This window comes from Caulobacter mirabilis (assembly GCF_002749615.1).
Lineage (GTDB): Bacteria > Pseudomonadota > Alphaproteobacteria > Caulobacterales > Caulobacteraceae > Caulobacter > Caulobacter mirabilis.
Genome location: NZ_CP024201.1, coordinates 4,386,106 through 4,406,101, shown reverse-complemented (window position 1 = coordinate 4,406,101; position 19,996 = coordinate 4,386,106). Strand labels below are relative to the sequence as shown.

The following is a 19,996-nucleotide window of genomic DNA, read 5'->3' as shown; positions in this document are numbered from 1 at the left end:
ACCGAGAGGGCGCCGCGCCTGCCGCGCGGCCGTCAAATTCGGGGTCGGGGTAGCACGCGCGCCCGTTCGCCTCAACGTTCGCGCGGCAGGCAGGGCGTCGCACCGCCCGCGCCCCAGACCTCGGAGGCCTTCACCCAGCCGCTGCGGCCGGACGCCTTGACCTTGCGCCAGTCGCCCTCGCTCTTCTCCAGAGCGGCCACCGCATTGGGCTTCAGCCAGGCGACGACGCGGGCGCCGTCCTTGGGCTGGGCGAGCACGGCGGCGGCGCCGGGCTTGGTCCGCATGACCATCGACCGGCCGTCGAGCCCGCGCTTGTGCACCCAGGCGGCGGCGCCGTCGGGGCCGCGCACCTTCCGCCAGTCGCTGGTCTCGGCGACCACCTCGACCGGCATCCCCTTCGCGTGCCAGGTCCAGAGGATCCGGTGGTCCTCGCCGGGGCCCTTGCGGGCGTTGATCGTGTTGTATTCCAGCGCCACGAAGCGCGGCACCGGCAGCCTGGAGGGCGTGTCGCAGACCTGCTCGCCCTGGCGATTGCACCCCGCCAGCAGCAGGATCGCCGAGGTTGCGAGCAGCATCGCCGTCTTCGTCGGCGCCAGCTTTTCTATCGGCCCCACTTTTTCGCCTTCCCTTGGCCCCCCGCCGGGCCTTTGCTAAGGGTTCGCCGACCCCCTGAGGGGCCAACGCCGTCACCGAAAGCGTCCATGGCCGCCAAGAAGCCGAAAGTCATCGTCACGCGCAAGCTGCCGGATCCGGTCGAGACCCGGATGCGGGAGCTATTCGACACCGAGCTGAATGTCGATGACCGGCCGATGTCGCCGGAGGATCTGGTCGACGCGATGGGCCGCTGCGACGTGCTGGTCCCGACCATCACCGACCGGCTCGATTCGCGTATCCTGTCCCGGGCGGGCGAGCGGTTGAAGCTGATCGCCAACTTCGGCGCCGGGGTGGACAACATCGACGTCGCGACCGCCAACCAGCGCGGCCTGATCGTCACCAACACGCCGGGCGTCCTGACCGAGGACACCGCCGACCTGACCATGAGCCTGATCATGGCCGCCACCCGCCGGGTGGTGGAGGGGGCCAATGTCGTCCAGTCGGGCGACTTCCATGGCTGGTCGCCGACCTGGATGCTGGGCCGCCGCCTGTGGGGCAAGCGGCTGGGCATCATCGGCATGGGCCGTATTGGCCAGGCCCTGGCGCGGCGCGGCAAGGCGTTCGGCCTGTCGATCCACTACCACAACCGCAAGCCGGTCAGCCCGCGCGTCGCCGAGGAGCTGGAGGCGACCTACTGGGAGAGTCTGGACCAGATGCTGGCGCGGATGGACATCGTGTCCATCAACTGCCCGCATACGCCGGCGACCTACCACCTGCTGTCGGCGCGGCGCCTGAAGTTGCTGCAGCCGCACGCCGTGGTGGTGAACACCGCCCGGGGCGAGGTGATCGACGAGGGAGCGTTGGCCAACATGCTGGCCCGCGGCGAGATCGCCGGCGCCGGCCTGGACGTCTACGAGCATGAACCGGCGATCAATCCCAAGCTGCTCAAGCTGCCCAACGTCGTGCTGCTGCCGCACATGGGTTCGGCCACGGTCGAGGGGCGGATCGACATGGGCGAGAAGGTCATCGTCAACATCAAGACCTTCATGGACGGTCACCGTCCGCCGGACCGGGTGATTCCGTCCATGCTCTAGGATCGGTTGACGGCGACGTCGTCGACCGACACCTTCCCGGCGCGTGCGTTTGCCGGGGGGCTTTGAGTTGCATTTTTCTCGTAGAGCGATCTTGGCGGGCGCCGTTGCGGTCCCGCTCCTTGCCGGCGGTCGTGCGTTCGCCGCCGCCAAGCCGCCGAGCCTCTACGAAATCCTCCGCGAGCCGGGCCTGCTGGACGCCGCCCTGTCGCCGAGCGGCAAGCAAATCGCCATCCTGGGACGCACGCCGACCGAGGGCGGCTGGTTCAAGAGCTCGATCGTCATGCTGAACGCGGACGACCTGGCCCAGCCCGGACGTCGGCTGGACCTCGGCGACAGCATGGACATCGAAGCCGTCGCCTGGGCCAACGAGCAGCGTCTGCTCGTCTGGCTGAAGCGCGAGTTCAAGATGTCGGTCAGCGGTCCGGGCACGCAGACGCAGAACGAGACGATCGTCGCGCGCCAGATCCTGGCGATCGGCGCCGACGGGACCAAGGCCGTCGTGCTCTTGGACAACAAGCGGCGGCAGTTCCGGGGCGGCCTGGACTTCGCGTCCGTCGTCGACTTCATGCCCAACGACCCCAACCACATCGTCATGCAGGTCGGCGACTACGAGCGCGGCGTCTGGACGCTCCAGAAGGTCAATGTGGACACGGGCGCGGCGACCCTCCTGGAGCGCGGTGAAGACAGCACCCGCTGGTGGACGAGCTTCAACGGCGTTCCGGTGGCGCGCTATGGCGTCAACCCGCGGGGCACCGTCGTCACGCTGGCGATCCGGGCGCCCGGCGAGACGGTCTGGACACCCTATCGCCAGATGCGGATCGGCGATCATGGTCGGCTGGAGTTCGGCCTCGTCGCGGCGACCGAAGACTCCAACGTGGTGCTCGTGGTCGCCAGCGACGGCCAGGAGGACGGCGCCAAGGCCGTGCAGTCCTTCGATCTGCGCACGCGTCAGATCACCGGCGTGGTGCGCAAGGCGCGCCATACGGTCGAAACCACCGTGAACGACGCCTCGGACCGTCTCTTCGCCGCCGCTTATCTCGACGACCGCCAGGGCTACGACTTCGTCGATCCGGCGATGGCGGCGCCGTACCGGGCGATCGACGGGGCCTTCGGCAAGGCCAACAACGTCGCGATCGTGGGCATGGACAAGGCCGCCAACCGGCTGCTGCTGTTCGTGTCCGGCCCCAAGGAGCCGGGCGCCTACGTCTTCTACGACCGGACATCGAAGGTGCTGGAGAACCTCGGCGCGAGCCGGGACTGGCTGACGCCGGAGCGGCTGGCGCCGATGGAGGCGTTGTCGATCACCGCGCGTGACGGCCAGGCTCTGCGTGCCTATCTGACCGCGCCGATCGTCGGGACGGGCCCCCGGCCGCTGGTGGTGCTGCCGCATGGCGGTCCGGAGATTCGCGACCGGCTCGGCTGGGACGACTGGGTCCAGGCCCTGGCGGCCAAGGGCTGGATGGTGCTGCAGCCGAACTTCCGCGGCTCCGCCGGCTACGGCCGGACCTTCACCGAGGCAGGCTGGCGCCAATGGGGCGGTCGCATGCAGGAGGACGTGGAGGATTGCGTCGACCACCTGGTGAAGAGCGGACGGGTCGACCCTGGCCGGATCGCGATCATGGGGGCGAGCTACGGCGGCTATGCCGCTCTGGCAGGCGGCATGCGCAAGCCTGAGCAGTACAAGGCGGTAGTGTCCATCGCAGGGGTCAGCGACCTGCCCGAGCTGCTGGCCACGGAGCGGGAGGAAGGGCTGCAGTCGCCGTCCTATCTCTACTGGAAGAAGAGCATCGGCGACCCGGACGCCGATCGGGCCATGCTGGAGGCGGCTTCGCCGCGGCGGCAGGCGGCCGCCTATGCGGCGCCGGTCCTGCTGGTCCACGGCAAGAAGGACACGATCGTCCTGTACGAGCAGTCCAAACGCATGCGGGACGCCCTCAGGAAGGCCGGCAAGACCGTCGAATACCTTGAGATCGAGGACATGGGGCACCGCGATTGGACGCCGCAGCAGTCCATGGACGTCCTGACCAAGGTCATCGGCTTCCTGGAGCCGCGGCTGGGGGCCTAGGCGCTCCCGCAGGCCGGACAGGCGGGGTCGGCGCCGATCCGGACGGTGCGGGTCTCGCCGGCCAGGGCGTCGTAGATCAGCAGCCGGCCCAGCAGCGGCTCGCCCGCCTGGGCGATGATCTTCACCGCCTCCAGCGCCATCATCGAGCCGATGACGCCGCCGATCGCGCCGACGACGCCGACCGAGACGCAGGTCTCCGCGTCGGGCGGGATCTCCGGCACGAGACAGCGGTAGCAGGGCTTGCCGGCGAACACGCCGACCTGGCCCGTCCAGCGGGCGATGGCGCCGCTGACCAGGGTCTTGCCGTGCGCCAGGCAGGCGTCGGACACGGCGAAGCGGGTGGCGAAGTCGTCGGTGCCGTCCAGAACCAGGTCGTAGCCGGCGACGAGAGCGGCGGCGTTGCCGGGCGTCACGGCGAGGGCGTGGGTCTCGATCCGAATCTCGTCGTTCAGCACGCGCAGGTGCTCGGCGGCGGCGTCGACCTTGCGGCGATCGATGTCGGCCAGGCTGTAGATCACTTGCCGCTGCAGGTTCGACAGGGCGACCGTGTCGGGGTCGACCAGGCCGATCCGGCCGACGCCGGCCGCCGCCAGGTACAGCGCGGCCGGGGCGCCCAGCCCGCCGGCGCCGACCATCAGGACGCTGGCCGCCTTCAGCCGCTGCTGGCCCGGACCGCCGATTTCGCGCAGGACCAGGTGGCGCGCGTAGCGTTCGACTTCCTGCTCCGAAAACGTCATCGTCTTGACCTCGCCAAACTTGACCTAGAGCGGGCGCGCCGCCACATCGCGAGCCATGCAGAACGCGACATCCTTCCCCGACTGGCACGGCACGACCATCCTGGCGGTGCGCAAGAACGGTAAGACCGTGGTGGCCGGCGACGGTCAGGTCTCCATGGGCCAGACCGTGGTCAAGGGCAACGCCAAGAAGGTTCGCACCCTGGCCGGCGGCAAGGTGATCGCCGGCTTCGCGGGCGCGACGGCCGACGCCTTCACCCTGATCGAGCGGCTCGAGGCCAAGCTGGAGCAGTTCCCGGGCCAGTTGGCGCGGGCCTGCGTCGAACTGGCCAAGGACTGGCGCACCGACCGCTACCTGCGCCGGCTGGAGGCCATGCTGCTCGTCGCGGACGAGACCGCCATCTACACGGTCACCGGCGTCGGCGACGTGCTGGAGCCGGAGAGCGGCGTGGCGGCGATCGGCTCCGGCGGCAACTACGCTCTGGCCGCGGCCCGGGCCCTGGCCGAGAACACGGACCTGTCGGCCGAGGAAGTCGCCCGCCGGGCGATGGGCATCGCGGCCGACATCTGCGTCTACACCAACGGCTCGCTGACTGTCGAAAGCCTGTAGGCCCGACGCCGCCTGTCGTCGATTTAACGCGACAGGCGGGCGACAATGGCGTCAATCGGGGCACGGAGGATGATCGCCATGCGCCCCGTCGCTACCCTCGCCTTGATCCTGTCGGCCTCGGCCGGAGTCGCCCTCGCGGCGGAGTCGGCCACCCCGGCGGCCGTGGTCGCCGCGGAGCGGGCCTTCGCGGCCGACGGCTATGCGATGGGGATCAAGCGATCGTTCCTGAAGCACTCCTCGCCTCGGGCGATCGTCATCCAGCCGAAGCCGGTCAACGCCCACGAAAGTCTGGAGGCCTCGCCCGACGGCAAGCCGGACGATCCAAAGCTGGAATGGTGGCCTCAATGGGCGGGGATTTCCAGATCAGGCGATCTGGGGTTCACCACCGGCCCCTACAGCCTCGGCGGCAAGCGGCGCGGCTACTATTTCACGGTCTGGAAGCGGCAGATGGACGGCGAGTGGAAGTGGCTCTTCGACGGCGGGACCAGCAGCAGCGCCGAGGGCGCGCCCGGCCCGGGAGGAGCGGTCGGGTACCTGAAGCCTTCCGGGGTCGAGCCGATCGAGACGGGTCTGGCCCTGACTCAGGTGCTCAAGGCCGAGGACGAGCTCGCCAAGGCGGCGCGCAAAGACCTGCTGGCCGCCTATCTGACGGTGCTGGCCTGCGACGGCCGGGTGCAAGGCTCGCCCGCGGCGCCGGCGACCGACTGCCGGAGCGGCGAGGTCGAGTTGAAGACCCGCGCCGCCACGGCGCAGATGCGCACCCTGGGCAGCGAGGCCTCCGAGGCGGGCGATCTGGCCTGGACCTATGGCGCGATTGACTGGCTGAAGGATGGACAGCCGGGAAAAGGTCACTATGTGCGCGTGTGGCAGCGACGGCCCGAGGGCTGGCGGATCGTGTTCGACGAACTGCTGGTCACGCCGCCGCAGCCGCCCGCGAACTAGAGGCTGCCCTTCCTAGGACCTATGACCGAGTTTTCCCCGCGCGAGATCGTTTCCGAACTGGACCGCTTCATCGTCGGCCACCCCGACGCCAAGAAGGCCGTAGCCATCGCGCTGCGCAACCGCTGGCGGCGGCGGCGGGTGCCCGAGGACCTGCGCGACGAGGTCACGCCGAAGAACATCCTGATGATCGGCCCGACGGGCGTGGGCAAGACCGAGATCGCCCGTCGCCTGGCCAAACTGGCCCAGGCGCCGTTCCTGAAGGTCGAGGCGACCAAGTTCACCGAGGTCGGCTACGTCGGGCGCGATGTCGACCAGATCATGCGCGACCTGGTCGAGAGCGCCATGGCCATGGTGCGCGACAAGCGCCGCGCCGCCGTGAAGGCCCGCGCCGAGGCCGCGGCCGAGGAGCGCATCCTCGACGCCCTGACCGGCCCCGGCTCGACCGCCGCCCGAGAGTCCTTCCGCAAGAAGCTCCGCGCCGGCGAGCTGAACGACAAGGAGGTCGAGCTGCAGCTGGCCGACACCTCCTCGCCCTTCCAGGGCATGGACATCCCCGGTCAGCCGGGCGGTTCGGTGGGCATGCTCAATCTGGGCGACATGTTCGGCAAGGCCTTCGGCGGTCGCACCCGCACGCACAAGACCACCGTCGCCGGCGCCCACGCCCCGCTGCTGGCTGAGGAGAGCGACAAGCTGCTCGACCAGGAGGCCCTGACCCAGGAGGCCCTGGAACTGGCGGAGAACCAAGGCATCGTCTTCATCGACGAGATCGACAAGGTCGCCAGCAGCTCCAGCCGTTCGGGCGCCGATGTTTCCCGCGAGGGCGTTCAGCGCGACCTGCTTCCGCTGATCGAGGGCACGACGGTCTCCACCAAGTACGGGCCTGTGAAGACCGACCACGTCCTGTTCATCGCCTCGGGCGCCTTCCACGTCGCCAAACCGTCGGACCTGCTGCCGGAACTTCAGGGCCGCCTGCCGATCCGGGTGGAGCTGAAGGCTCTGTCGCGGGACGACTTCCGTCGCATCCTGACCGAGCCCGAGGCCAATCTGATCCGCCAGCACCAGGCGCTGCTCGCCACCGAAGAGGTGACGCTGGAGTTCACCGAGGACGCCATCGACGCTCTGGCCGACGCCGCCGTGGCGGTGAACGGAAGTGTGGAGAACATCGGCGCCCGCCGGCTGCAGACCGTGTTGGAGAAGGTGGTCGAAGAGATCAGCTTCACTGCCTCGGACAAAGGCGGTCAGTCGGTGAAGATCGACGGCGCCTATGTGAAGGACCGCATCGGCGCCCTGGCGGCGGACACGGACCTGAGCCGGTACATCCTCTGATCCCTTCCGGAAGGAGAGGGGATCTGGGGAATCACCCGCCTAGCCCCTCTTCCTGACGGGGTTCATTGTGGGGGCTTCCGCAGGGAGGCCCCGCGATGAACGTCGAGCTCGCCGACGAACGGATTCTGATCCTCGCCGACCGCTTCTCCATGGAACACGCCGAGGGGCGGGCCTGGACCAAGCGCATCGACGCCTTCGGCACGCTGGCCAAGATGACCGGCTTCCTCAAGCAGCCGAAGGACGAGGAATTCGAGATCAGCTATCGCGAGCGGCGGCTGCAGCCGTTTTGGCGCGTCGCCTGCTCGACGGTGCAGGCCTACGAGCGTCGGCGCGAGTATGCGGTCAACGTCGCCCCGGAAGTCCAGTCGGTGGTGCTGGGCGGTGAGACGCGGGCGGTGGCCGGCGGCAGGTTCCAGATCTCGGGCGTCGAGGTCTGCCGCGAGGAGAGCGGCAAGGAGGTCTTCTTCGACGGCCTGACCAAGGCCCAGAACCCGGCGTTGTCGGACTATCTGCGACATCCGGCGGCCGAGGCCACGGCGGAGATGCTGGCGGCGCTGACGGGCGAAGGCACGATCGTCGTCCCATCGGAAGCCAAGGCCTCGACCCTGGTGCGCGAGGTGGTGGCCAGCGCCATCGGCCGGATCGAGGCCGACAGGGTCACCGAGGAGACGGTGCGGCTGGAGGCGATCGAGCTCTACTACCGGCCGGTCTACGCCTTCCGCTTCAAGTGGCAGGGCAAGGAGGCGATCGTCGAGTTCGACGCCCTCAGCGGCGAGGCGCGGACCGGCGGTTCGACCTTCGAACAGCACCTGGGCAAGCTCTTGGAGCCGCAGTTCCTGCTCGATGTCGGCGCCGAGGCCGCCAACCTGTTCATCCCCGGCGCCAACCTCGCCAAGTTCGCCATCGTGAAAGGCATCGAGCTGGCGAAGCGGTAGGGGCCTTGCGTCCTTCGAGACGCTCGCAATGCTCGCTCCTCAGGATGACGAGGTCAGTAGAAGCCAATCTACATTCGTCATGGTGAGGAGCGGACCCTCAGGTCCGCGTCTCGAACCACGCACGGCCTTAAGACGCCCGGGCCACGGCCTCCATGCCCAGCATCGCGGCCTTGCGGGCCAGGCCCCAGTGGTAGCCGGTCAGGCGGCCGTCGCGGGCGATGACGCGGTGGCAGGGGATGAGCAGGCTGACCGGATTGGCTCCGACCGCGGCGCCGGCCGCCTGGAAGGCCTTCGGCTTGCCGGCCCAGGCGGCGACATCGGCGTAGGTCGCGGTCTGGCCGGTCGGGATGCGCAGCAGCGCCTTCCAGACCTGGACGTGGAACGGCGAGCCGATCAGCACCACCGGCAGCGGGCCGCCCTCGCCGCAGAAGGCCTGCAGCGCGATGGCGCGGGCCGCGTCGTCGTCGCGGATCCATTCGGCCGCCGGGAAGCGGCGGTGCATGTCGGCGAAGGCGGCGTCCTCCTGGCCCTCGTCGGCGAAGCCCAGGCCGGCCAGCCCCCGCGGCGCGACCACGAACAGGCCGCGGCCGAACGGCGTCGGGGCGAAGCCCCAGCGCAGGCTCAGGCCCTCGCCCCGCCGGCGGGCGTCGCCGGGCGTGACCGCCTCGTGGGCGATGAACAGGTCGTGCAGGCGCGAGGGCCCCGACAGCCCGGCGTCGAAGGCGGCGTCCAGTACGCTGGCGCCCTGCTCCAGACTACGGCGCGCTTCGGCATGGGCGATGGCGCCCACGAAGGTCTTAGGGCTGACGCCGGCCCAGCGGGTGAAGACGCGCTGGAAGTGGAACGGCGACAGGCCGACCGCGTCGGCGGCCTGGTCGAGCGAGGGGTGGTCCTGCCAACGGTCGGCCAGCCAGTCCAGCGCGCGCTCCATGCGGTCGTAGTCGCGGGCGCGCTCTTCCAGGCGGATGATGTCGGCGGCAGGCTTCGGATCTTGGGTCATGTCGTAGGCCATGCGGTGAAGGTAGGCGTCGGTCTCATGCCGCTCCACCCGGTTCTTGCGGTCAGGCGGCCGGGTAGCGCTCGGCCCGGGCGGCGCGGATCGCGTCGTCCAGGGCGCGGCCCAGGTCGGCCCGCTCGCCGGGGCTCAGGGCCCGCCCGACCAGGTAGCGCCGCCGGTGCATGCGCAACCGCACCTTGGTGTCGTCCTGGCCGAAGGCCTCGACATCGAGGCCGGTGAAGGCGGTCGGCGAGGTCCAGACCCGCTTCTCGCGGCCTTCGGCCTCCAGCGAGACCTCGACCGTCTCGGCGGAGACGCGGACATGCTCCTTGCGTTCGGCGGCGCGGAAGCTGGCGCGGAAGGCCAGCCAGACCGCCAGCACGTCCAGGCCCAGGAAAATGGGCACAGGCCAGGCGCCGAGCACGAACAGGAACACCGCGAAGACCACGTTGAAGGCCACGACGGCGGTCAGCAGCACCTTGAACCCCGTCGGACTCAGGGAGGCGTTCTGGCGGATCACCGCGTCCATGTAGAGAGGCCCGGCCATGAGGCGACACATAGGCTTCCGCCGCCGGCTTGGCGAGCGATGCGACGCGAGGCATTGTCGCGCCGATGAAGACGCCGGTTCGCCGTAAACGCCTGAGCCCCAAGGAACGCGCGCGGGTCGACGAGCTGTTCGAACGCTTCTCGACGCTGTCCGAGACCCCGAAGACCGAGCTGAACTTCTCCAACCCCTTCACCCTGGTCGTAGCGGTGGCGCTGTCGGCCCAGGCGACGGACGTCGGGGTCAACAAGGCGACCGCGAAGCTGTTCCCCGTCGCCGACAACCCGGCGGACATGGCCGCGCTCGGAGTCGAGGGGCTGATCCCCTACATCAACTCGATCGGCCTCTTCCGGAACAAGGCCAAGAACGTCATCGCCCTGTCAGAGATCATTCTGAACCGGCACGGCGGTCAGGTTCCGCTGAACCGCGCCGACCTGGAGGCCTTGCCGGGCGTGGGTCGCAAGACCGCCAGCGTGGTGTTGAACGAACTGGACATCGAACCGGCCATCGCCGTCGACACCCACGTCTTCCGTGTCTCGCACCGGCTGAAGCTCAGCAGCGGCAAGACCCCGGACAAGGTGGAGCAGGACCTGATGGCCATCGTGCCCGAGCCCTACCTGACCCGCGCCCATCACTGGCTGATCCTCCACGGCCGCTACGTCTGCGCGGCCCGCAAGCCCAAGTGCCTGGAATGCCAGGTCAGCGACCTGTGCCCTTCGCGGGAGCTGTTCGTCGGGGGTTAAGCAGGCGTGGATGCTCCCCCAGAGGGGAGGGTCTTAGACTAGCGCGCTCTCGACCGCCTCGACCAGCCGGTCCTCCGCCTCCGGCGCGTACTGCAGGAACAGGTCGGGCTCCAGGACCTCCAGCTCCATCAGCCGCAGCGAGCCGTCCAGATGGCGGATCAGGTCCACGCGGGCGTAGGCGGGAGCCTTGTCCAGCGCCGCGAACACCGCCGCCCCGACCTCCAGCGCCTCTTGCGACGGCTCGGCCCGGCCGATCTTCGAACCGAACTGCGGCTGGACGCGGAAGTCGCCGCCCTGGGCGACCTTGCCGACCGCATGGCTGAAGACGCCGCCGAAGTAGAGCAGCGACAGCTCGCCCTCGCCGGCCACCGACGGCAGGAAGGGTTGGATCATGGTCGGGCCGGTGGGGCCGCCCTCATAGAGCGCGCCCGGCGCGAAGCGGACGGTTTCGTGCGAGCCGCCGGAAATCTGGGGCTTCACCACGATCTCGCCGCCGCCGAGCAGGTCGCGGGCCGCCTCGATCTGGGGCAGGGTCGGATGGTCGAGGAAGACGGTCGGCACCACCGGGACCTCGGCGTCCTCCAGCTCGGCCAGATAGGTCTTGCGGGTGTTCCAGCGCAGCAGCGGCGCCGGATTGATCATCGTCAGGCCGCGCGCCTCGACGGCGTCGAGCATGGCCAGCCATTCAGGGACCCGCAGGTGGTAGCCCCAGGCCAGCAACGGCAGGACCGCGTCGGCGCCGCTGTCGGCGGCCTGCAGCCAGTCCATGGCCTCGACCTGGAAGCCGCGCCGGGTCAGGGCGGCTTCGTAGCGAGCGAAATTGTCCTGCCAGGCGTGTCCGTAGACGCCGGCGGCAGGGGTCAGGATGGCGAGACGAGTCATGGCCTCCGCCTAGACCCGCCCGCGCCTGTCGTCAAAGGCCCTGGACCAGCACCACGCGGTATTCCGCGCCCTTGAAACGGTGCTGGCGCGCCGCGGTGTAGGCGGGGCTGTCGTACCAGGCCCTGGCCTCTTCCATTGTCGGGAAGGACAGGACGACGACGCCCTCGACCTCGGCGCCTTCGAGCACCTCGTGCCGGCCGTAGACGACGTGCGGCGTCGCCTTGTGGCTGGCCATGGTCGCGCCGGCGAGGCCCGAGTAGGTCTTCAGCTCGGCGGGGTCGGTGGTCTTGTCGCGCTGGAAGATGAGGTAGGCGGCCATGGGTTTCCCTTTCCTGGAGCCGCACCTCTGAGACCCCCGCCCTAACGTCAGTCAATCAGACTGACAAAACCGTCGCGTTGCCCCAGCGGGCCTTGTCCTGTAACGAGCGGGCGACCTCCACTCATCGAACGGACCAGCATGACCGCCCTTTACGACGTCGCCGCCATCGGCAACGCCATCGTCGACGTGATCGCCCCTTGCGAGGACGCGTTCCTGACCGCCGAAGGCCTCGTGAAGGGCTCCATGCAGCTGGTCGAGGAACAGCAGGCGATCGCGCTCTACGGCCGCATGGCGCAGGCGCTGGAGACCTCGGGCGGCTCGGCGGGCAACACGGTGGCGGGCGTCGCCAGCTTCGGCGGCCGGTCGGCCTATCTGGGCAAGGTGGCCAAGGATCAGCTGGGCGAGGTCTTTGCTCACGACATGAAGGCCATCGGCGTCGGCTTCGACACCGCGCCGCTGATCGGCGGCCCGGCCACGGCGCGCAGCATGATCAACGTGACGCCCGACGGCCAGCGCACCATGTGCACCTTCCTGGGCGCGTCGGTTGAGCTGACCCCGGACGACGTGACGCCGGAGATCATCGAAGGCTCCACCATCGTCTACCTGGAAGGCTACCTGTTCGACCCGAGCGAGGCCCGCCGCGCCTTCGCCAAGGCGGCGGCTCTGGCCCACGGCGCGGGCCGCAAGATCGCGATCACCCTGTCGGACTCGTTCGTGGTCGAGCGCCATCGCGACGCCCTGCTCGGCTTCGTCGAGACCCAGTGCGACATCGTCCTGGCCAACGAGGCCGAGGTGAAGGCGCTGTTCCAGACCGACGACTTCGACGCCGCCGCCGCGAAACTGGGCGCCATGACCGACCTCTGCGCCATCACCCGCAGCGAGCAGGGCTCCCTGATCCTCGCAGGCGGGGAATCGGCCGTGGTTCCGGCCTTCCCGGTCGAGAAAGTCGTGGACACGACGGGCGCGGGCGACCAATACGCAGCGGGTTTCCTGCTCGGCGTGGCGCGCGGCCTTCCGCTCGCCGTCAGCGGGCGACTGGGTTCCCTGGCCGCGGCCGAGGTCATCGGCCACTACGGCCCCAGGCCGCAGGTCTCGCTCGAGGCCCTGGCGAAGGCGGAAGGACTGATCTGATGGCCCGCACGGCCGAAGTGACGCGCGAGACGAAGGAGACGCAGATCCGCGTCTGGATCGATCTCGACGGGACCGGTGAATCGACGATCTCCACCGGGATCGGTTTCTTCGACCATATGCTGGAAGGCTTCGCCCGACACGGCGGCTTCGACCTGAAGGTCGAGACCAAGGGCGACCTGCACATCGACATGCACCACACCGTCGAGGACACCGGCATCGTGCTGGGCCAGGCGGTGAAACAGGCCCTGGACGGGTTCAAGGGCATCCGCCGCTTCGGCAGCGCCTACATCCCCATGGACGAGACGCTGACGCGCTGCGCTCTGGACCTGTCCAACCGGCCCTATCTGATCTGGAAGGTCGAGTTCTCGCGGCCCAAGGTCGGCGATATGGACACCGAGCTGTTCAAGGAGTTCCACCACGCGTTCGCCATGAACTCGGGGACCTGCCTGCATCTCGAAACCCTGTATGGCGACAACACCCACCATATCGCCGAAAGCGGCTTCAAGGCCCTGGCCCGCGCCCTCCGCGAAGCGGTGGAGCTGGATCCCAAGACCCACGGCCGCGCTCCCTCCACCAAGGGCGTGCTCTAGGATCATCCCATGCAGAGCGTCGCCCTGATCGACTATGGGTCGGGCAACCTTCGTTCGGCCGAGAAGGCGCTCCGCCGCGCGGCGGAGCAGCTGACCACATCCGTGGACATCCTTGTCACCGCCGATCCCGATCGCGTGGCCGCGGCGGATCGGCTGGTGCTGCCGGGCGTCGGCGCCTTCGCGGCCTGTATGAACGCCCTAGCCGCCCGCGAGGGCCTGGTCGAGGCCATGACCGCCGCCGTGACGCGCGGCGCGCCCTTCCTGGGCGTCTGCGTCGGCATGCAGCTGCTCGCCACGCGCGGACTGGAGTTCGGCGAGACGCCTGGCCTGGGGTGGATCCCGGGCGAGGTCGCGAGGCTGCGGCCGTCCGACCCCGCCGCCAAGGTGCCGCACATGGGCTGGAACGCCCTGGGCGACCTCGACGCCGGGCGGCCGCTGCTGGCGGGGCTGGGCCCGACGCCGCACATGTACTTCACCCATTCCTTCGCCTTCGCCCCCGCCGACCCGGCGCACGTGATCGCCACGACAGACCATGGCGGCCGCTTTACCGCCGCGGTCGCGCGCGACAACGTGATGGGCGTGCAGTTCCACCCCGAGAAGTCGCAAGGCCCCGGGCTGCGGCTGCTGCAGAACTTCCTGGAGACGTCCGCGTGATCCTGTACCCCGCCATCGATCTGAAGGACGGCCGGTGCGTGCGTCTGCTGCACGGCGACCTGAGCAAGGAAACGGTCTTCAACGACAGCCCGGCCAATCAGGCCGAGCGCTTCCAGCGACAGGGCTTCTCCTGGCTGCACGTCGTCGACCTGAACGGCGCCGTCGAGGGGCGGCCGGTCAACGCCGAGGCGGTGGCCAGCATCCTGAACGCCGTCTCGATCCCCGTGCAGCTGGGCGGCGGCGTCCGCACCATGGAATCGATCGAGACCTGGATCGAGGCCGGCGTCAGCCGGGTCATCCTGGGCACCGTGGCCGTCAAGGATCCCGCGCTGGTCAAGGCCGCCGCCCGCGAGTGGCCCGAGCAGATCGCCGTCGCCATCGACGCCCGGGACGGCGTCGTCGCCACCGAGGGCTGGGTCGGCGACTCTGATCTGGGCGTGATCGAGCTGGCCAAGCGGTTCGAGGACGCCGGCGTGGCGGCCTTGATCGTCACCGACATCGGCCGTGACGGCGCCATGGTCGGGGTCAATGTCGCCCAGGTCGGCGAGGTCGCCGACGCCGTGGCCATCCCGGTGATCGCCTCGGGCGGCATCGCTTCGGTCAAGGACCTGGAACTGCTCAAGGCCCGCAAGGGCGTTCCGATCGCCGGCGCCGTGCTGGGCCGCTCGCTCTACGAGGGCGCGGTCGACCCGGCCAAGGCCCTGGCCATCGCGGGCGGCTGATCCCATGCTCAAGGTCCGCGTCATTCCCTGCCTGGACGTCAAGGACGGGCGCGTGGTGAAGGGCGTCAATTTCGTCGCCCTGCGCGACGCCGGCGATCCCGTGGAGCAGGCGCGGGCCTATGACGCCGCCGGCGCCGACGAGCTGATGTTCCTGGACATCACCGCCAGTCACGAGGGCCGCGGCGCGATCCTGGACGTCGTCGCCCGGACGGCGGATGAGTGCTTCATGCCGGTGTCGGTCGGCGGCGGCGTGCGCAGCGTCGAGAACGCCCGCGCCCTGCTGCGGGCCGGCGCCGACAAGGTTTCGGTCAACACCGCAGCGGTGGAGAATCCCGACCTGATCACCGGCATGGCCGACGCCTTCGGCAGCCAGTGCGTGGTCGTGGCCGTGGACGCCAAGGCGCGCGGCGACGGGGGCTGGAACATCTTCACCTACGGCGGGCGCAACGACACCGGCATCGACGCTGTCGAGTTCGCCGCCCGGGCGGTGGAGAAGGGCGCGGGCGAGATCCTGCTGACCTCCATGGATCGGGACGGAGCCAAGATCGGCTACGACACGGGACTGCTCCGCGCGGTGACCGGCGCGGTCTCGGTGCCCGTGATCGCCAGCGGCGGGGCGGGCCATGTCCAGCATCTGGTCGAGGCGGTGACCGTGGGCCACGCCGACGCGGTGCTGGCGGCCTCGATCTTTCACTTCGGCGAGGTCTCGATCGCGGAGGCCAAGCGGGCCATGGCCGCGGCGGGCGTGCCGGTGCGGCTGGGACAGGAGGCGGCATGAGCCGACTGAGCGAAGTCCTCGACCGGCTGGCGGCGACCATCGAGGCGCGCCGCGGGGCCGACCCGTCGGAATCCTGGACGGCCAAGCTGCTGGCCGATCCGACCCTGGCCGCCAAGAAGCTGGGCGAGGAGGCGGTCGAGACGGTGCTGGCCGCGGCGCTGAAGGACCGCGACGCCCTGGCCGCCGAGAGCGCCGACGTTCTTTACCACCTGCTGGCTCTGTTGGCCGCGAGCGGCGTGTCGCTGGACGAGGTGGCGGCGAAGCTGGAGGCGCGCGAGGGGCGGTCGGGCGTGGCTGAAAAGGCCTCGCGGACGCCTTAGGCCGCCAGGCCCAGCCGCTCGGCGTCGGCCGTCGCCGACAGGTTCAACGTTCCGAACATCTCGGACCGGTCCGGCCCCAGCCTGGGCGGGTACAGCGAGGCCTTGGCCGACTTGGGCGTCGCCCAGGCGCCCATCACCTTGGCCAGGTTGGCCGGACGCTTCAGCCAGGCGCTGGACGGCTCCAGCATGTGGAAGCCGCGCATGAACTCGCGGATGAGGTCCGGGTCCGAGCGGAGGGCGATGGTGACGGCGTCCTCGCCGAAGCTCTTGAGGACCTTCGCCTTCGCGCGCGGGCGATAGGCAGGGTCCAGCGCATTCCGGGCGCGGCGGATCGCCGAGCGATCCTGGGTGCGCATGTCGTCGTAGTACGGGCGCAACTCGGCGGAGACCGCGTCGTGGTAGGCGATCGCCCGCGCCGCCGGCCGCCTATGGGCGTCCAGCACATCGCGCAGCAGGTGCGCCTCGACCGCCGCGAAACTGCAGCCGCGACCGTACAGCGGGTTGGTCCGCACCAGGCCGTCGCCGACGAAGAACAGGTTCAGCGCCTTGGGCCTGCCGTCCACGACGGTGTCGCGCCAGCGGCTCTTCAGGTCGCCCATGCCGAACACCTTGCTGATCGGCTCGGATCGCTCGACGTCGGTCCAGCGGGCGATGCCGGGCAGCAGGCTGCAGATCCGGTCGAAGGTCTCGGGCTTCAGAACGGCCTGGCGAAGGGTCTGTTCGATCTCCGGTACGGCCAGGGTGATCGAGAAGCAGCGATTATCGGCCGGGAACAGGCCGTACTTGATGTAGCCCAGGTCGCCGGCGGCGGGCGCGGCGGCGCGCTCGGGGGCGTCCTGATCTGGCCGCAGGCGGTAGTGGCGGGTGTAGTAGAGGATGCCGGCGTCCTCGCTCTCCTCGGGCGTGCTCACGCCCGCCTCCGCCAGCCATTCGAAGCCCTGGGACATGCGGCCGGCGGCGTCGACGACGAGGTCGGCCTCTTCCTCCCGCAGGCCGTCGGCGTCTTCCAGCCTCAGGCCCCGAACGACGTAGCGGTTCTCGCCGTCCAGACTGCCGAGCAGGCCGGCGGCGTTGACGCCGCTGTGGAGGGTCACGTTGGCCATGCGCTCGACGTAGCGGCGCAGGACCAGCTCCAGGGTCGTGCGACGGCTGGTCAGGACAGTCAGGCCGGCGTCCTCTGGTCGGGCGCGATAGCGGGCCTTGGCGATGGGATTGAGGCCGTCGGCGAACTTCAGCTCCTGCACGCCGGCGGCCTTGAGCTCGTCCAGCAGGGCGGGATGGTTGTCGACGATGATCTTGCGCAGACGGGCCAGGAAGGCGTGGCTATGCCGCAGATGGCCGACGCCGCGCCGGTTCCAGGTCTCGAAGGCGTCGTCGGCGCCGCCGTCCGGGGCGGGCGGATCGCGCTCAAGGATGTCGACCTGCCGGCCGGATGCGCCTAGCGCCAGGGCTGTGAACAGCCCGGCCATCCCGGCGCCGATGATCAGCACGCGTTCCGTCATCGGTCCAAACTCCTGCCCCCAGAACCTTGACCTATGAGGAACTATGGGCGCGGAAATCCGGGCGCCAAGTGTGACGCGACGTCAGCCGCGGCTTTTTCTTTTCAGGGCGACGTAGAGGGCTCCGTCGCCGCCGTGGCGGCGGTGGGCCGAGGAGACGCCGGCGACGATGTCGCGCAGCGGCGGCGCGGCCAGCCACTCGGGCGTGAACCGGCGGATGATCCCCTCGCCCTGCGTTCCCTTGCCGGTGATGACCAGGGCCTCGCGGCAGCCCTCGTCCCAGACGCGCAGCAGGAAGGCCTCCAGCGCCGCCCGGGCCCGGTCGTGGGTGAGGCCGTGCAGGTCGATGCGGGCTTCCAGCGGCTCGCGGCCGCGGATGATCCGGCGGTGACGGCCGGGCTCGATACGGTCCGGAGCGGCGGGCGGCTTCGGACGGTGGCGCGCCGCCTTGGCTTCGGCGATGGGCAGGCGAGCCGGCGCATCCTCGGCCGGCTTGGCCTTCGCGGGCGCCTCCGCCTCGATCTTCGGCGACAGGCGGCCGGGCAGCGGCCTGACGGTGGCGGTGACATGGCCCCAGAGCCGCGCCTCTTCGGGCTGAATCTTCCGGGGCGGCACGTCAGGAGCCTCCGATCGGCGCCAGGCGGTACATGCGCAGGGTGTGGCGCACGCGGCCGGCCTCGGCCCCCGCGGCGTCACCCTTGCCCATGTAGAGGTCGGCGCGCACCTCGCCCTTGATCGCGCCGCCGGTGTCCAGCGCCACCGCCAGGCGGCGGTAGACCGGGAAGGCGTCGGTCAGCACCGGAGCGCTGGCGTCGATCCAGAACAGTTCGCCCATGCTGTGGCGACTGTTGTCCACGGCGATCGCCCGGCCCGGCGGCAATGGAACGCCCGCGGCGCCGGCGGGCTCGCGGCCGTCGTCGTCGGCGATGCTGAAGAAGACGTAGCGCGGGTTCAGCCGCATGATCTCCTCAGCCTCGGGGCCGCGATGCTCGGCCAGCCAACGCTTGATCGAGTCGCCGGAAGTGTTGTTGTCGGCCAGCAGGCCTCGCTCGCGCAGCGGCTTGGCGATGCCGACGAACGGCCTGCCGTTATGGGCGGCGAAGGCGACGCGCTTGCGGCGACCGTCGGGCAGCGTCAGCACGCCCGAGCCTTGGATCTGCAGGAAGAACAGGTCTTCCGGCCGCATCCAGGCCAGGACGACGCCACGCTGCTCGGCCTCGATCGTCGCGCGATCCGGATAGGCCTCGGCCTTGCCGCCGCGCAGGCGGGCCGGGATGCGAGGGCCGGGCGCGGCCGAAGAATCGAGCTCCGCCGGATCGACCAGAACCAGGTCGTCCGGCTTGGCCATCACCGGAGCGGAGAAGCCGTCGCGGTTGGAGATGCGGGCCTCGTAGACCGGTGCGAAATAGGCGGTCAGCAGGCCGTCGCCGCCGATCGGCGTGGCGCGGAAATTCTCTTCCAGGAAGGCGCGGGCGGATTGGTCGTCGGGCGGCGGCATCTGGCGCGCTTTGCGGCAGACCGTGTTCACGGCGGGGTCGCGGGCGACGCCGCAGGTCGCCTTGAAAGCCTCGAGCGCCGCCAGGTGATCTTCGCGGTCCCAGCCCGGCAGCTCGGAGAAGGGCAGCCAGACGGTCGGCGGGGGCGGCGGGGGCGGAACCGGTTTTTCGGGGATCGGCCGCGGCTTGGGCGGCGGGACCAGCGGGCCGTCACGCTTCGGCGTGGCGCAGGCCGCCACGACCAGCGCCAACGCCGCCCCGAGAACTCGAAATCGCATCACGCCTCCGCGGCGTCTACGTGAACCAGGGTCCAGTTGGGGTCGCGGCTGTTAAGATTACGTTCGAACGTCCAGAGCTCGGCGGTGCGGCGATCGTCGACCGCCTCGCCCTCGGGGCCCTTCGAGCGCGAGCGGAACTCGGCCAGGAAGCGGACCACCGCGCGAACGGCGTCGCCGTCGACGTCGATCGACTCCAGGTCGGCGCGGGGCGGATGCAGGAACTCGACCTTCTCGCTGCGACCTTCCGCCTCACGGGTGTCGATCGCCCCCTCGAAGCTCTCCGCCACAGCGGGCGACAGCAGGTTCTTCAGCGTGGCGCGGTCGCCCTCGGCGAAGGCGATCACGATCATCTCGTAGGCCTGGCGGGCGCCGGACAGGAAATGACCGACATCGAACGACGGATCGCGCTGGCGCACGGCGGCCAGGCCGGTGGCGGGCGCTCCCTCGTCGGCAGGCTCAGGCTGCTGCAGCACGGGATCGGACGTGGCGACGGGCGCCGGCAGGTCTTCGGGTTGGCGACCGATGCGGCGGCCGAGCACGGCGTAGAGCTGGTAGAGCACCACGACGGCGAAGACGGCGAAGATGACGAGTTCGAGGGCCTTCACGGGACTTCCGTAGACTGGGACTAATCGCAATATAGGAGAGTACGGCGGCCTCGTCAGGGGGCTGCCGTTGCACGGGCAAGGTGTGCGTGATAGCAGCGCGCCTTCATCATGTCGCGCCCGTTTGGGGCGCTCTCAAGG

Annotated in this window: 23 protein-coding genes; 13 read left to right on the top strand and 10 right to left on the bottom strand. The window is 69.9% G+C overall.

Annotated features, from left to right (window positions below; translation table 11 throughout):
* Positions 1-71: 71 nt before the first annotated feature.
* Positions 72-575 carry an SH3 domain-containing protein gene (locus CSW64_RS20855; protein WP_245863783.1) on the bottom strand — a complete coding sequence of 168 codons (504 nt, stop codon included), beginning with the start codon at positions 573-575 and terminating at the stop codon, positions 72-74.
* Between the two features lie 126 nt (positions 576-701).
* Here CSW64_RS20855 and CSW64_RS20850 point away from each other — a divergent pair, with 126 nt between their 5' ends.
* Together CSW64_RS20850 and CSW64_RS20845 are read left to right on the top strand one after the other, a co-directional pair.
* Positions 702-1,688, top strand: coding sequence for a 2-hydroxyacid dehydrogenase (locus CSW64_RS20850; RefSeq protein ID WP_099623907.1), 987 nt, complete (start codon positions 702-704; stop codon positions 1,686-1,688).
* Between the two features lie 91 nt (positions 1,689-1,779).
* Positions 1,780-3,753: an alpha/beta hydrolase family protein gene (locus tag CSW64_RS20845; RefSeq protein WP_099623906.1), complete on the top strand. Its 1,974-nt coding sequence runs from the start codon at positions 1,780-1,782 to the stop codon at positions 3,751-3,753.
* On the opposite strand, the gene CSW64_RS20840 is transcribed toward CSW64_RS20845, so the two are convergent.
* The gene (locus tag CSW64_RS20840; protein WP_099623905.1) at positions 3,750-4,490 is read right to left on the bottom strand and encodes a HesA/MoeB/ThiF family protein; all 741 of its coding nucleotides are present in this window, start codon (positions 4,488-4,490) and stop codon (positions 3,750-3,752) included. The two genes, CSW64_RS20845 and CSW64_RS20840, sit on opposite strands and share 4 nt — an antisense overlap.
* A 55-nt stretch (positions 4,491-4,545) precedes the next feature.
* On the opposite strand from CSW64_RS20840, the gene hslV reads away from it, so the two are divergent.
* The 4 genes from hslV to CSW64_RS20820 all read left to right on the top strand — a co-directional run bounded on the left by hslV (position 4,546) and on the right by CSW64_RS20820 (position 8,300).
* A complete protein-coding gene (hslV, locus tag CSW64_RS20835) occupies positions 4,546-5,097 on the top strand; it encodes an ATP-dependent protease subunit HslV (protein ID WP_099623904.1) in 552 nt (183 codons plus the stop codon).
* A 78-nt stretch (positions 5,098-5,175) separates the two neighbouring features.
* Complete coding sequence (locus CSW64_RS20830; RefSeq protein ID WP_150131461.1) at positions 5,176-6,039, top strand: nuclear transport factor 2 family protein; 864 nt, start codon at positions 5,176-5,178, stop codon at positions 6,037-6,039.
* A 21-nt stretch (positions 6,040-6,060) separates the two neighbouring features.
* Positions 6,061-7,365: an ATP-dependent protease ATPase subunit HslU gene (hslU, locus tag CSW64_RS20825; protein WP_099623902.1), complete on the top strand. Its 1,305-nt coding sequence runs from the start codon at positions 6,061-6,063 to the stop codon at positions 7,363-7,365.
* 95 nt (positions 7,366-7,460) lie between these two features.
* Positions 7,461-8,300 (top strand): hypothetical protein, encoded by an 840-nt coding sequence (locus CSW64_RS20820; protein ID WP_099623901.1) that lies wholly within the window; start codon positions 7,461-7,463, stop codon positions 8,298-8,300.
* Between the two features lie 127 nt (positions 8,301-8,427).
* Here CSW64_RS20820 and CSW64_RS20815 read toward each other — a convergent pair whose 3' ends face one another.
* Both CSW64_RS20815 and CSW64_RS20810 read right to left on the bottom strand, forming a co-directional pair.
* Positions 8,428-9,312: a methylated-DNA--[protein]-cysteine S-methyltransferase gene (locus CSW64_RS20815; RefSeq protein ID WP_099624375.1), complete on the bottom strand. Its 885-nt coding sequence runs from the start codon at positions 9,310-9,312 to the stop codon at positions 8,428-8,430.
* A gap of 49 nt (positions 9,313-9,361) precedes the next feature.
* Positions 9,362-9,844: a DUF2244 domain-containing protein gene (locus CSW64_RS20810; protein ID WP_099623900.1), complete on the bottom strand. Its 483-nt coding sequence runs from the start codon at positions 9,842-9,844 to the stop codon at positions 9,362-9,364.
* 65 nt (positions 9,845-9,909) lie between these two features.
* Here CSW64_RS20810 and nth point away from each other — a divergent pair, with 65 nt between their 5' ends.
* Positions 9,910-10,584: an endonuclease III gene (gene nth, locus CSW64_RS20805; protein WP_099623899.1), complete on the top strand. Its 675-nt coding sequence runs from the start codon at positions 9,910-9,912 to the stop codon at positions 10,582-10,584.
* Positions 10,585-10,617: 33 nt separating this feature from the next.
* On the opposite strand, the gene CSW64_RS20800 is transcribed toward nth, so the two are convergent.
* Together CSW64_RS20800 and CSW64_RS20795 are read right to left on the bottom strand one after the other, a co-directional pair.
* The gene (locus tag CSW64_RS20800) at positions 10,618-11,466 is read right to left on the bottom strand and encodes an ATP-grasp domain-containing protein (protein ID WP_099623898.1); all 849 of its coding nucleotides are present in this window, start codon (positions 11,464-11,466) and stop codon (positions 10,618-10,620) included.
* 31 nt (positions 11,467-11,497) lie between these two features.
* On the bottom strand, positions 11,498-11,785 hold the full coding sequence (locus CSW64_RS20795; RefSeq protein WP_099623897.1) for a DUF1330 domain-containing protein: 288 nt from the start codon (positions 11,783-11,785) through the stop codon (positions 11,498-11,500).
* 138 nt (positions 11,786-11,923) lie between these two features.
* Here CSW64_RS20795 and CSW64_RS20790 point away from each other — a divergent pair, with 138 nt between their 5' ends.
* From CSW64_RS20790 to CSW64_RS20765, 6 genes are read left to right on the top strand one after another with little or no spacing between them, the layout of a single operon-like run.
* Positions 11,924-12,916 (top strand): adenosine kinase, encoded by a 993-nt coding sequence (locus CSW64_RS20790; RefSeq protein WP_099623896.1) that lies wholly within the window; start codon positions 11,924-11,926, stop codon positions 12,914-12,916.
* The gene (gene hisB / locus CSW64_RS20785; protein ID WP_099623895.1) at positions 12,916-13,506 is read left to right on the top strand and encodes an imidazoleglycerol-phosphate dehydratase HisB; all 591 of its coding nucleotides are present in this window, start codon (positions 12,916-12,918) and stop codon (positions 13,504-13,506) included. The genes CSW64_RS20790 and hisB overlap by 1 nt, the downstream gene beginning before the upstream one ends.
* Positions 13,507-13,515: 9 nt before the next feature.
* The gene (hisH, locus tag CSW64_RS20780; RefSeq protein WP_099623894.1) at positions 13,516-14,160 is read left to right on the top strand and encodes an imidazole glycerol phosphate synthase subunit HisH; all 645 of its coding nucleotides are present in this window, start codon (positions 13,516-13,518) and stop codon (positions 14,158-14,160) included.
* Positions 14,157-14,882, top strand: a complete 726-nt coding sequence (gene hisA, locus CSW64_RS20775) for a 1-(5-phosphoribosyl)-5-[(5-phosphoribosylamino)methylideneamino]imidazole-4-carboxamide isomerase (protein WP_099623893.1) — start codon at positions 14,157-14,159, stop codon at positions 14,880-14,882. Before hisH ends, hisA begins: the two co-directional genes overlap by 4 nt.
* Before the next feature lie 4 nt (positions 14,883-14,886).
* Entirely contained in the window at positions 14,887-15,660 is a 774-nt protein-coding gene (hisF, locus tag CSW64_RS20770; RefSeq protein WP_099623892.1) for an imidazole glycerol phosphate synthase subunit HisF, read from the top strand.
* Positions 15,657-15,980, top strand: a complete 324-nt coding sequence (locus CSW64_RS20765; protein WP_099623891.1) for a phosphoribosyl-ATP diphosphatase — start codon at positions 15,657-15,659, stop codon at positions 15,978-15,980. Before hisF ends, CSW64_RS20765 begins: the two co-directional genes overlap by 4 nt.
* On the opposite strand, the gene CSW64_RS20760 is transcribed toward CSW64_RS20765, so the two are convergent.
* The 4 genes from CSW64_RS20760 to timA form a co-directional block, all read right to left on the bottom strand.
* The gene (locus CSW64_RS20760; protein ID WP_099623890.1) at positions 15,977-17,482 is read right to left on the bottom strand and encodes an FAD-dependent oxidoreductase; all 1,506 of its coding nucleotides are present in this window, start codon (positions 17,480-17,482) and stop codon (positions 15,977-15,979) included. The genes CSW64_RS20765 and CSW64_RS20760 overlap by 4 nt on opposite strands.
* Positions 17,483-17,563: 81 nt before the next feature.
* On the bottom strand, positions 17,564-18,094 hold the full coding sequence (locus CSW64_RS20755) for a Smr/MutS family protein (protein WP_099623889.1): 531 nt from the start codon (positions 18,092-18,094) through the stop codon (positions 17,564-17,566).
* 1 nt (position 18,095) lies between these two features.
* A complete protein-coding gene (mltA, locus tag CSW64_RS20750) occupies positions 18,096-19,253 on the bottom strand; it encodes a murein transglycosylase A (protein WP_099623888.1) in 1,158 nt (385 codons plus the stop codon).
* Positions 19,253-19,858, bottom strand: coding sequence for a TIM44-related membrane protein TimA (gene timA, locus CSW64_RS20745; RefSeq protein ID WP_099623887.1), 606 nt, complete (start codon positions 19,856-19,858; stop codon positions 19,253-19,255). The genes mltA and timA overlap by 1 nt, the downstream gene beginning before the upstream one ends.
* Positions 19,859-19,996 lie beyond the last annotated feature (138 nt).